9 protein-coding genes and 1 pseudogene are annotated in these 12,291 nt (G+C 61.4%); 5 read left to right on the top strand and 5 right to left on the bottom strand.

The genetic code is table 11. The annotated features are described in order from the left end of the window. Window positions 1-8: 8 nt before the first annotated feature. Together K369_RS18470 and K369_RS18465 are read left to right on the top strand one after the other, a co-directional pair. A complete protein-coding gene (locus K369_RS18470; RefSeq protein WP_036293151.1) occupies window positions 9-1,046 on the top strand; it encodes a hypothetical protein in 1,038 nt (345 codons plus the stop codon). A 1-nt stretch (window position 1,047) separates the two neighbouring features. After that, entirely contained in the window at window positions 1,048-2,175 is a 1,128-nt protein-coding gene (locus K369_RS18465; RefSeq protein WP_036293149.1) for an ABC transporter substrate-binding protein, read from the top strand. A 195-nt stretch (window positions 2,176-2,370) separates the two neighbouring features. Here the strand turns inward: K369_RS18465 and K369_RS18460 are convergent. Together K369_RS18460 and K369_RS18455 are read right to left on the bottom strand one after the other, a co-directional pair. After that, window positions 2,371-3,194 (bottom strand): annotated as a pseudogene (locus tag K369_RS18460) (FecCD family ABC transporter permease). Window positions 3,195-3,457: 263 nt separating this feature from the next. Continuing rightward, on the bottom strand, window positions 3,458-3,901 hold the full coding sequence (locus tag K369_RS18455) for a winged helix-turn-helix domain-containing protein (protein WP_084570822.1): 444 nt from the start codon (window positions 3,899-3,901) through the stop codon (window positions 3,458-3,460). A 171-nt stretch (window positions 3,902-4,072) separates the two neighbouring features. On the opposite strand from K369_RS18455, the gene K369_RS18450 reads away from it, so the two are divergent. Genes K369_RS18450 through K369_RS18440 form a run of 3 tightly spaced genes read left to right on the top strand, consistent with a single transcriptional unit; the run spans window position 4,073 to window position 8,513 of the window. After that, the gene (locus tag K369_RS18450) at window positions 4,073-6,346 is read left to right on the top strand and encodes a TonB-dependent siderophore receptor (protein WP_036293146.1); all 2,274 of its coding nucleotides are present in this window, start codon (window positions 4,073-4,075) and stop codon (window positions 6,344-6,346) included. Window positions 6,347-6,360: 14 nt separating this feature from the next. Continuing rightward, window positions 6,361-7,386: a radical SAM protein gene (locus K369_RS18445; RefSeq protein ID WP_036293144.1), complete on the top strand. Its 1,026-nt coding sequence runs from the start codon at window positions 6,361-6,363 to the stop codon at window positions 7,384-7,386. Then, window positions 7,386-8,513: an ABC transporter substrate-binding protein gene (locus K369_RS18440; protein WP_084570722.1), complete on the top strand. Its 1,128-nt coding sequence runs from the start codon at window positions 7,386-7,388 to the stop codon at window positions 8,511-8,513. Before K369_RS18445 ends, K369_RS18440 begins: the two co-directional genes overlap by 1 nt. Before the next feature lie 25 nt (window positions 8,514-8,538). Here the strand turns inward: K369_RS18440 and K369_RS18435 are convergent, their stop codons facing one another. The 3 genes from K369_RS18435 to K369_RS18425 all read right to left on the bottom strand — a co-directional run bounded on the left by K369_RS18435 (window position 8,539) and on the right by K369_RS18425 (window position 11,314). Then, window positions 8,539-9,126, bottom strand: coding sequence for a hypothetical protein (locus K369_RS18435; protein ID WP_156967974.1), 588 nt, complete (start codon window positions 9,124-9,126; stop codon window positions 8,539-8,541). A gap of 273 nt (window positions 9,127-9,399) precedes the next feature. Next, window positions 9,400-10,347: a hypothetical protein gene (locus K369_RS26645; protein ID WP_198033157.1), complete on the bottom strand. Its 948-nt coding sequence runs from the start codon at window positions 10,345-10,347 to the stop codon at window positions 9,400-9,402. A 283-nt stretch (window positions 10,348-10,630) separates the two neighbouring features. Then, a complete protein-coding gene (locus K369_RS18425; protein ID WP_156967972.1) occupies window positions 10,631-11,314 on the bottom strand; it encodes a hypothetical protein in 684 nt (227 codons plus the stop codon). Window positions 11,315-12,291: the final 977 nt, after the last annotated feature.

The following is a 12,291-nucleotide window of genomic DNA, read 5'->3' as shown; positions in this document are numbered from 1 at the left end:
ATGGGCGCATGACGCTGCGACGCCAAGCCATACATGTGCATGCGAAGCTCTTTCCATGCGCCCATAGCTGCAAATATTGCCTGATGGGCGACAAGACGCTCGCCCGCATGGATTCGGCGCGCTTCTCCAGAGTCGTCGAGCGGTTGCTCGAATGGGAGGAGCAGAACAGGGAGGCCGCTTCCGTCGGCTATGTGCTCAACTACACCTCCGATTATGATCGTGCGACGCTCGAGCTCATCCAGGCGCTGGATCGGCGCTTTCCGAGGCGCTATCCGCCTCTTTCGGGCATTACGCTCGGCGGCCTGCGCGAGCGGAGCAGAGACGAGCTGCGCGAATGGCTCCTCGAGCGACAGGCGTTCGGCTGCAAGACGGTCCATGCCTCGCTCGCCGGCGTCGGCGCGGTTCACGATCATTGGAACGGCAGGCGCGGCAATTTCGATCTCATCATGTCGACGCTCGAGGTGGCAGGCGCGCTCGGCATGGCGCTCGGCGCGCGGCTCTTCGTCGCCACGAGCACGCTCGCCGATCTGCCCGCGCTCAATGCGCGATTGGATCGGCTGCCGCAAAACCCCGGCGGGTGGCGCTATCTCTGCCCATTCTTCTATTTCGGCTGGGGCGTGCGGCACGAGGACGAGCGGATCGACGAGAGGACGCGCGACACCCTCCGCAAATGGCTCGAGGCTCTGCCGGAAGGGTCTATGCGCGACGAGGTCTGGCGATCCGAGCGCGAATGGATCGAGCGCATTCGGTCGGAGGAGGCGGAGCCGCGCGAATTCGATCTCATCATCAATGTCGACGACGACAATATCGATGCGCTGGAGAGCATGAGCGGCGCGGCGATCGTCGACGATTACCGGACGCGCACGCGCGCCGCCTATGCCGCCATTCCATCGCTCGCGGAATTATGCGATCGCTACGGCGATCGTGACGGGACGAAGATCTATCCGCTCCAGCGCTGCGTGGAGATGAAATGGCTCGATCTCCATCTCGCGGAGCATCCGACCGATTTCGAGCGTCAGCTCACCCATCTGCAAATGGGAAACTGAGATGCGCCATCGGCGATCGAGAGGCGGTGACGGTCGCCTGCAAAGCGCCGGCTTCGCCGTCGCTTGCGGACTCGCTCTCGTCATCGGACTGCTCGCGCCGAAGGTCCGGCCGAAAGCCACGCGCGCCTCGACGTCGCCCTATGTCGACATGCTGGGCCGCGCGCATGATTTTTCCGCGCCGCCGCGCCGCATGGTCTTCACCGCCAATATTCTACCGACCTTTCTGTCATTGACTCACAGCCTCGACAGAGTGGTCGGCGCGAGCGAGCTCGGCCTGTCGTCGATGAGAGCTGGCCTTCTCGATCGAGTATTTCCGCAGGCGAGGGGGCTCGCTCGGGTCGGCGGCTTCGACATCCCGAATTTCGAGGAAACGTTGAAGCTGTCGCCGGACGCGGCGCTCGGCTGGGCGGCGCAATTCCGCATTTTCGAAAAAGCGCCCGCCCTAGAATTCGTCGCCTTCCAGAACAGTTTTCCGCTCATGCGGAGCGAAATCGGGCTGTGGCGCAAAATGGCGGAACTCTGCGGGGCTTCGGCGATCGTCGGCCCCACTCTCGCGCGTTATGACGCGGATATGGCGGCGATCGCGGCGAGCCTGCGCGGCGACGAAAAGCCCGTGAGCGTGCTCGCCGTCGTGGCCAATTCCGCGAAAAGCTGGGTCGGGGGATCGAAATATTATCTCAATGAGCGGCTCGATCTCGTGCGCGGCGTTAATGTCGCGCGTGTCGGCGCGGCGACCGCGACTTTCTCGCTCGAGCAGCTGGCGCTCTTCGATCCGGACGTCATTTTGCTGCAGGCATTTCCTGCGCCGCTCGATCCGCGCGCTCTCCTCGACGATCCCGCCTGGCGGCTGCTCCGTGCGGTTCGCGCCAGCAAAGTCTATCGCATGCCGGATTTCCCGAATTTTCTCGCGCCCGTGTTCGATCCGCTGCTCGTGCGATGGCTGGCCGAGCTGCTGCATCCAGGCGTCGATGCGGGCGATATGCGCGTGGCGGTGCGCCTCGCCTATCATGACGCCTTCAGCTATGATCTCGACGACGAGGCCATCGACGAGTTGCTCGCCGTCGAGGCCAATCGACGCTCCTTCGGCTATGGCCGCTTCTCATCCGAGCGGCGCGCGTCCGCGAAGTGAAGAGACCGAGACAGGCTTTCGGGGCGGCTTCTATCTAGAATTTGAAGGGACTTCTACTTCTGATCGCGGAGACCAGTAAACGCATCGGGCCTCCGCTATTTGTGCAATTGCTCGTCGTCGGATGCGGTGCTGCGTCATAGCCTGCCTCATGTGGATCCGCTGCGCACATGAGTCTAAAGCCTCGAGAGAACTAGTCTAGATGCCGACCAGCATGCGCGCCATATGCGGCACGATCAGCCCAACCCAGCCGACGCCCCCGCTGACCGAGACTTGCGCCGCCACCATGACGGCGACGAGCCCCATCAATCCCCAGCGCAGCGCCTCGACATTCACGCCGAGCGCCTCCGCGTCCGTCTCGCCGAGCGACAAAAGATTGATCCGCCAGCGCAGGGCCAGCAACAATGTCTTGGCGACGAGCGTCACGCTGGCGACGATCGCCACTTTTCTCCATAAGTCGCGCCGGCGAAGCTGCCGAGCAGCCAATAGACGATCGAGGGGAGCTTGGTCATCGGATCGGCGAGGGTTTGCAACAGGCCGACGATCGCGCTGCAGAAGCCGAGGATGATGACGCCGGAGAGGACGAGCGCCAGCGTGGTCGCGCGGCCGGCGAGCTTCGCCAATCCGAAAGCGGCAGCGAACGCCAGCAGGCCCGAGCCGAACGCCAGGCCGACGATCGTGAGCGGCGGCCAGGAGAGCAGGATCGCGGTGACGCCGCCGAGCGAAGCTCCGGAGGAGACGCCGGCGATCTCCGGCCCGACGAGCGGATTGCGAAACACGCCCTGCATGGTCGCGCCCGCCATGGAAAGCCCCATGCCGCACAGAGTGACGAGCAAAATGCGTACGATCTCGACAACCACCCAGGGCGCGTTCTCGTAATCGACCTTGGCGTTGATGGGGAAGGTGGTGAAGAGGATGTGGGCGATGTCGGCGAAGGGGACAGGATAGCGCCCTAGCGTGAGCGAAAACAATATCAACGCCACAAGCACCAGGAAAAGAAACAGCGGCAGGGTCTCGACGATCCGATTACGGTATGTATCGCCCCGAGCGACTACACCGAACGCCAAAGAACCGACTCCTGGCTGGCGACGCCGCTCCCGGGCGACCGAGTATCGCTATATAGTCGCCTTTTATCGCATGCAAGATCGAAGACGCAAAAGGTGGTCGTTCCGGCGCCGAAGCGCATGCAGTTATCCGCCCCTCCCATCGACGGCAAAATCCCCGCTCGCTTTGGGCTGAGACAATTGGAGGATGCTGGAGAAGGATCGCGACGGTGAGCGCGCGTTCATTTGTTCGTCGCCACCGCCTCCGCCGTCGTTCGACGTGACGTCATTTGCTCGCCGTAATGCCGAATCCGCGCCCATTTGGCGATTTCCGGAACGGCTTCATGATCTTCGCCGAGAACCCCCTCCAACGCGACGAGATGCTTCTCGAGCGCATGATAAGCATCATCCTCCATCGCTCGATAGATAGAAACGAGCGTCTTTCCGAGAGGTGTGAGCGACGCTCCGCTTCCCGCAACTCTCGATCTTGCTTCGACGACGGGTTCTGGAAAGCTCTCATTCATCAGTTTCACCACAGACCAAGCCTGACGAAACGTCATGCCCGCCTCGCGCGCTCCGGCCGAAATCGAGCCGAGTCGATCGATTCCTTCGAGCAACGCCGTGCGGCTCGGCCCCAAGTTGCGGCCCGACGCGAAATCCAATCGGAGAAACATATAGGCAGGCATTTCCGTTCCCATATTCGTATTCGAGTCGTGATTCAGACGCCGTCGACACTAGCCGAAACCGCCGCGAATGGCGAGAGCACCTCTTCATATGAATTAAATAACCTATGATATTGACTTCATATGTATCTCATTTATATAGCTGCTTAGAGCCAGAAGCTAAGGGGTAAGACAATGGGAGATCGAGCAGGGTACGGGCGTCGCCGTGGCGACAGGAAGGCGATTGCGACGACGCCCGCGATTGGTCTGCTTTGCGTCGCCGCCATCCTTCCCAGCGTCGCGTCGGACGAGGCGCATGCGGACGAGGCGACGTCGCTCCCTCCGATCGATGTCGGCGCATCGGCGCCGCCTACGCGCGACCAAGCGTTGCAGCGGGACGGCGCGGCCGGCGACGGCTATCGCGCGAACCTGCTATCCAGCCCCGGATTCTTCGATCAGCAGAAGATTCTGGATCTGCCCTACTCCTTCAGCGTCGTTTCTTCCGATTTCATCACCAACACCCTATCGCCGTCCGGCGACAAGGCTCTCGCCATGACGCCCAGCGTTCAGGTGACGTCGAGCGACAGTTCGGGCGTAGGCGCGCGCTATCTTTCGCGCGGCTTCAACATGACGACGGCGATCGACGGATTCGTGCAGAGCATGGGAAATTTCGGCTCGATCGCGGTGGAGGACAAGGAGCGCATCGAGCAATTGTCCGGAGTGTCCGGCTTCCTCTATGGCGCGACCAATTATCAGGTCGGCGGCGTCGTGAATTACGTGACCAAGCGACCGACCGCGACGCCGCTCGCATCGATCACCGTCGGCAACCGCGGCGGGACGAGCGGTTATGCGCACGGAGACTTCTCCGGGCCCCTCTTCGGCTCCGACAGGATCGGCTATCGCATCAACGTCGCCGGCCAGGGACTCGGAGACACTGCGATCCAGAATCAATCCATCCGAAAAGGGCTGATCAGCGGCGCGCTCGATTTCAGATTGACCGATACGACGCTCATACAGCTCGATTATTCGCATCAGGATTGGAAGATATGGGGCCCGACGCTGACTTGGGATCTCAGGGGGCTCTATGTCTCGGCGCCGGACCTTTCGTCGCGAGGAGGCGCGCCACGCTTTTCCTACGCCGAATGGATCAACAATCGCGCTGGCGTGCGCTGGCGCTCCGACCCCGTCTCGTTCCTGAGCCTGCGCGGCGGATTCCAATACAACGACACAAAAGAAAATTTTCTCTACGCGACGAATCTGCAAGTCGCCAATGACGGCTCCTATTCGCAGTTCCTGAACAAATCCATCGGCTATGACGTGAGGGACTTCGACGGCAACGCCTTCGCCGATCTGAAGTTCGATCTCTTCGGAACGAAGAGCACCTTCACGACGGGCTATTCGATCCATGACAGCATATTGCTGCAGCCGGCGAGCAATCGGCAGCTCGCCTACCCAAAGGGTTTCAATCTTTTCAATGATGACCAGTCGTCCACGGCCGCTCAAAACGCATCGGCCCTCGCGGCTGGGCTCAACCCGAATGGAAGCGGCCCCGCCTACAAATCGTGGCAATATCGATTTCAGTCCATTCCTTTCGTCGAGCGGCTCGAGATCGGCGAAGCTCTCACACTCTTGATGGGAGCGAATTATGCGCGCGTCACGGAATGGGATTGGGACACTAGCCTCGGCAGCAGCACGCTCGGCCAAGTGACGGGTCGCTACTCGGCCTCACGGATGAGTCCGAGCGGGTCGATCATTTTCAAGCCGATTCCCACCGTGTCGACCTATTTCACCTATCAAGAAGGGCTGACGATCGGCGGCGTCGCATCGCAGACCTATCGGGGACTTCCTGTCAGCAATCCAGGCCCTGCGCCGGCGCGCGCCAGCAAGTCCTTGGAGGTCGGAGCGAAGGCGACGATCGGCGATATGCTGGTCACCGCGGCGTTGTTCGACATCACGCGCTCGAGTTCCGTCTATGCCCTCGATGCGTCGGGAACATCCTATACTTATTCTCCCGATGGACTCGAAGCCCACAAGGGCGTCGAGATCGGCGTCTCCGGCAAGCTCACCGACAATATCTCCTTATTCGGTGGCGGAACTGCAATGGATACGAAGATCACGAGCCAGCCCAACAATCCGTCGCTCGTCGGGCAAATGCCATCCGGCGTCTCCAATTATTTGGCAAAGCTCTACGGCGAATATAGTGTGGACGAAATTCCGGGCCTCACTCTCACGGCCGGCTTCCAATATTACAGCCGTCAGCTGATCACCAATGCGTCGACCGGGCCGCTACTCTATATCCCTGGCTACGCCGTCGCCAGCCTCGGCGGCCGCTACAAGTTCGATCTCTACGGCAAGCAAACGACTTTCGCTCTCAATATCGACAACCTCACCAACCACAAATATTGGTCGACGCCCAGCCTGCCAGGCGAACCACTCACCGTACGCCTTTCGGCGACGATGCATTTTTGACCGGGCCACGTTCCATGGCGCCCAAGCGGAATGTGCGGATATCCACGATCTGGCTCGCCGGCGCCGTCCAGCACTGCGCGCACGCCTGTTCCTACTGCTCGATCGGCGACAAGGCGGGCGGACGCCTTCCTCTTGAACATTTTCTGGATTTTGTCATGCGCTTCGCGCGGCTGTTGCCGCGCGATGGCGACAAGGAAGTGAAGGTTCACCCTATCGTCCACTACTCCTATGAATATGGAGCCGAAGGCGCGCGCCGTATGGAGCCGATGCGGCGCGCCTTCGGCCTCCCCACGCTCGAGCAGATCACGACCGGCGGACTACGGCTTCGTGACGAAGCGCAATCGCGAGCCTGGCTCCGAGACTGGCGCGATTTTGGAGTAAGAACAATTCACGCCACTTTCGCCGGCATGAACGAGACGCACGACAGCTACAATGGCCGCCGCGGCGATTTCGATTATCTTTGGATGTTGCAGAAAGTCGCCGCCGAGCTCGGCATGGAACTCGGGCAGAGCCTGCTGCTGACCAAGACGACAGCGCCGAGAATTTTGGAGCTCGTCGAAAAATTGAAGACGCTGAATGCGCCTCTCGATCATCGCTGGGTCTTTCCCCCGGCCTATATGGGCCATGGCAAGGCTCTCGAAGCCGACCGCATCGGTGAAAGCGAGCGCGACACATTGCCGAGAGAATTGTGCGAGATGCGTTCGCCCCATTTCGCGACTTGGCGCTCCGAACGCGAATGGTTGAAGGAGCTGGCGACGGAACAGACTCGGCAGGAGGAGGTCTTCTGCAACGTGCGTCTCGACGTCTCTCGCATCCAGGCGTTCGAAACGAAGGAGTCATCGGAGATCACGAAATCGCTGATCGACAGGGCGAGACGCGCCTATGAGGCGATTCCGCCGCTCGGCGAGCTCGCGCGAGAATTCGGCGATCGCACGAACGAGCGCATCTATTTGCATCGCTATGAGATCGAACGCCTGCTCGTCGATCGCTTTCTCATATCGATTCCGACGTCTTTCGAACGCGATCTGACGGAGCTCTGATGGCTTCAGCAGAACGGACTCGATTCCGCTACCTCGAAATCTTCGCGGTGACGCCATTGCTCGCCGTCCTGCTTTCCTTGGCACCGCCAAGGGTCTCGCCGCGTGAGCAGCAGAGCATGCGCGCCGAATCGCCGCGCCGCACTGTTCTCCTCGCGCCGCTGCTCGCGGCCTATGCGACCCTCGACTATGGCCTCGAGCACGTCGTAGGCGCATCGACTTTGGCGGTGCGGCGGCACCAGACGGATTTTCTCAATCGGCTCTATCCGCTTCCCATCGGCGTCGATGCAACGGGTGAGTTTCACCTGCGGGACGGCGAGCAAATTCTAAACCTTCATCCTGACGCCGTGGTTGTCTGGGAGCATTCCACTGATGCGGCGCGCAGTCTCGGCTTGCCGGCGACCGCGATCGGTGGCGCCGAGGTCGATCTCGAGGCGCGTCTGCGCATCTGGACGTCGATTGGCGCGTTGACCGGAAATTCAGAGAGAGCGCGACGTCTCGCGGACGCATTTCGGGTGGAGCGCGAAGCGCTCCAGGCGAGCCTCAAAAGGACGAAAGAGAGCCCGCGCGTCATAGTTTTCAACGGTGCTGACGGCGGTCTCGGATATCTTGGTCACAATCGATTCTATCTCACCGACGAGCTTCGATTCGTCGGCGCCAGAAATGCCGGTCCGTCGACATGGGGACTGGTCGATGTGGAAGCGGTCGCGCGGATCGATCCGGACGTCATATTGCTCGACTCGACGATCAGTGACCAGCCGCCCGGGAAGCTGTTCGAGTCGTGTGTATGGCGCATTGTCCGCGCGGTGCGCGATCGAAGAGTCTATTTGATGCCGAGATTCAATTTTTTCACTCCGCCTCTCGACGAGCCCCTCCTGCTTCGATGGCTAGCCGAAATTCTCGATCTGGATGCGACGAGTTCGATTCGACGCCGCTATGCGGAGGCGCTCTTCGAAATTCATCGTGCGATTCTCTCCGAAGAGGATGCCGACGCTTTGCTCTTTGTTCGAGAAAATCGCGATTCGGCGGGCTATGCACGCTTCATGCGTCGCGGCTCAATCGAAGACGATGGGGTCGATCGTGGCCGGTCCGATGCAGGAGTGTCTTGCGCTTCATGGCCCTCGCGCTAAGGTTGTCGGCCCGACACTCGAACCGCTATCCGTGGCGTTCGCGGATGTCGCTCGATGGACCCGGCTTGCTCACGAATTCCTCTTCGAGCTTGGCGATGTCGGGCAGCTTGCCGGCGTCCAAGATCGCGTCGAGACGCTCGGCCAAAGCAATCTCGATGGCTTCGCGGGCCGAGGCCAGAACCAGCAATCCGACCATCGTCCGGCAGGCGTCTCTTTGCGGCAAGGCGGCGTCCAGGGCCGCCCAGGCGCGGGCGTAGGCGGCGCGTGGAAAGAGGGCTTCGCGGTAGACGAGGTAGCGCAGGGCTTGCGGTTTGCGCCGCAGCGTGCCGATCAGATGATGATAATCGATCGCGTGGCCGCGCGCGCGGTCGGTGCGCACACGGGTCATGCACATGACCGGATCGGGCCCGAGGAAACATTCCAACCGGTCGTCGAACAGACGCACTTCGATCTTTTGGCCGATCAGCCGGGATGGGACCGAATGAAGCACCCGGGCGACATTTATGGTGCTGTTGCGCGTGACCTTCGCCGATACTGTCGCGAAGTCGGTTGTCCGGCGCCTGGGCAGGGTTGACGGCCTCGATGTGCCAAAGTGGAGGCGGTCACAAGTCATGGGGGCAATTGATAGACACTGATGGTCGCTGTCCGCTGCAATGAGGCCCACCGGCACCGCCTGCTTTCGGCGAAACCGGACGTTCGCCCTGCGGGAGAGACGGGTCTCCTTCGGGTCAAACTTTCACGTTCGCAGGGTGGCGCCGTCGCGGACCTTGTACCTTTTCAGAACAGCCGACTCGTCGAGGGTTCAATTTTCGGGAGCTCGAAATCGGGCGTCGCTGCCAGCCAGCATCTGCGATCGATTTGGCCTCGGGTAGCCAGACCGCGCAGGTCATAGGAGACCAGACCGCCGCCCGATCCTGTTCTTGACCTCGTCTGCCTCGACTCCCAATTCGTCTGCCACGAGCTGCCATGCCGCGAGCAGGCGCGCGAGGCCCAATTCTACAGCGGGGCGCAGTGATCGTTCGATGTCTCGGACGTCGGCGTCGCTCACCGCATCCGTCAAGGACACTCGATATCGCTCTTCGTGATCGACCTGGACGAGAGTGATCCGTCCATCGAGCCAGGCGAGCATTCCGAGCTGGAAAGACTCGACGAGCCTTTTGCCGGCTTTCGTCAATTTTTTTGCGGCGGCCGTCTCTAGCGCTAATCGCCGCTGCTCGAGCGCTGCCTCGGTCGCCGCGCATCGCCGCTCGCGTTCGGCCACGGCCTGCTCGGCGGCAATGCGTGCATTGTCCGCGATCACCAGCTCCGATCGCAGCCGATCCAGTTCGTCGCTCTCCGAGCGGATGAACTCGCGGGCCTTTTCGGTCTCTGCCTTGGCGGCGTAGGCTTCCGGCGACAAACGGTCGGGGCCACGCGCCTCCTTTTCGCGGCCGCGCTCGATAGTCGGGTCGAGGTTCGCTCGGACGAATTCCGTCCAACTATCCTGTAGAGCAGCGAATGTATTTCTTGTCTTGTATTGCGCCTGTAATTTCGTCAGGGTAGGACTGACAGACAAGAATTTCTTTCCGGTCTTGCTCGTCGTCATCGGCGCCACGAATACGTCGACCACCCCGGCGCCTTTTTCATCGAGATCCATTCTGGCGCTCAATAGCGACGTCTCTCCGAAAGTCTTCTGCGCCCATGTGATAGCGGCGTCGAATAGCAGGCGATTGCGCGGATTCTGCGGATCGTGCTGATCGCCGGTTTCCATCAGCCATCCAACACTTACGACGCAAATCAGATGCCCGACCGGCGCCGTGTTCCCGCGTTGGATGGCGCCTGTGGCGGCCTGCATGCATCTCAGGTCCTCCAAGTAGTCGAATCGCAGGCCGCCACAGACGCCATCCTCGCGCCAAGGATGCGACGCAAAATTTCGGCCGCTGTCCGCGTCAGGCCGGACTCTGAGTCTGGAGGTGTCGTCGAGGCGATTGGCATGGTCGCTCGCCGCTTGGATCTGCCTGCCATTCTTGAGACGCGAGAGACGGACGGAAGCGAAGTGCACGGCCTGGCTCCGAGGTGCGGTGATCGGGTCCTCCCTCCCGCCGAGATTTGCGATCTCGTCGGATTACGAACCATTTTCATCCATCGCGCAGGAACTCGGGGATTTCGGGGTCGCTGCTCTGTGTCGGGCTCTCGATCGCGGGTGCCGCGCTGTTCATTCGCATCGCGAACGGCGGCTCGCCGTGCTCCTCGAGGGCCGGGGCCAGCGAGGGCGCCAATTCGCCGTCGATCTCGACATTGTCATCCGCGATGATCGGCGGGGCGTCGTCCTGCTGGAGCCGGTCGCCTTCCGGGGTATCCGCAGGGGTGGAAGGCGCCGGCGCGGGCGTGACCGCGTCGTTTTGCCCAGCGGATTTCTGCTCGGCCTTGGGCCGCCCACGTCGCCGGGCAACCGTGACGCTCGGGGCGGGCTCGACCTCGACCTCGATCTCGGACTCGCGCCGATCAGAATCGTCGTCCGGGGCTTCGCCGCCGGAGGTGTCGCCGCCGGAGGTGTCGCTCTCGGCGCCATTCGGCGACGGCGGCAGGCTGATGGCGATCACCTGCCCGCGGACCGCCTCCACGAGCGGGATCACGATCGACGGCGCGGCCCGCCCCTGCCACAGGCAGCAGGCGATTCCATGCGTGCGTCTCGCGTCCGTGTGGCAGGTGAGGCCAAGCTCGATGAGCCTTTGCGCGAGGGCTGGAGAGGGCTTCTGCGGCAGGACGAGCACGAGATCGCAGGGAGTCGTATCGATCGCCGGAGGATCGACCGTCGGCACAGCGTCGCCGCGAGCCTCGAGCGCCGCGCGTTGGGATGGATCGTTCAGCATTTCCGCGGCGATTCCGATCGCGCCGTAGATCATTTTTGGGGTGACGCCGCCGATCGGTCGGTCGAGATGAGCTTTGAGCGCCTCACGGCCGGTCCGTCTCCACATGGCATCGATGGCTTTGGAGGAAGCAGAATGCAACAAATGGAGCGCCTCGGCCTCGCTGGCGAAAGCGGCTGGGTCTGGCATGATCATTGGCGGCACCGATGTGTTAATCGAGATCGATGCGTAAGCGTCACTCGAGATTTTTGCTCTGTCAATAGCGTATATTATTTTTCTGCGATCAAACTAACCTTTGTAGCCTCGAGGCTATTCCCGGGCCCCGCGTTCACATGTCGTTCTTTATGGACTAATTGATCGTCTCATCGGTCAACTTTCGTTAGAAACCTTGCAAAGATAGGCGGTCCTCGCCCGAAACGGCCGTTGTCTGGAGGGGTACCATTAAGCTTCCGCCAATCCGTTGCATCTTGCCGAATGGCGCCGGCTCAGGCGCGACGGAGCCGTCCAAGGCCTCGCTATCGTCGCGTCCGATCGCTGCGTAAGATAGACGACTGAAAGAGGTCGCATGATCGTCGCGAATCGACCATCGGCGCGAACGTTGGGAACGGTGGTAAAGGAGTGGCCGGCGACGCCGAAAAAAACGCTGACAGCGGGTAACTGGTAAAACCCGTAACACGCTATGAGTTTTTCTCGCGGGTTGCGGCGCCTCGCCCACGAGTTGGCGTGACGTCATCGTAACTCTTCGTTTCAAAAATAGGCTTAAAATCAATAGCTTGAAGAGAGAGCTCGCGACGCATTCTCGGGTTGAGCCGAAAAGGCGTCGAATGGCGCACGCATCACCTCGCTCTAGATGTGATCGCCAATCAAGCGGCAGCATACTCCTGGGAATGTAGGCCCTCATGAGCGCAGGTGGCGCGGCGCAAACGCAT

Source organism: Methylosinus sp. PW1 (assembly GCF_000745215.1).
GTDB lineage: Bacteria > Pseudomonadota > Alphaproteobacteria > Rhizobiales > Beijerinckiaceae > Methylosinus.
The sequence above is the reverse complement of the archived record's forward strand: the minus strand, read 5'-3'. Positions and strand labels throughout refer to the sequence as shown.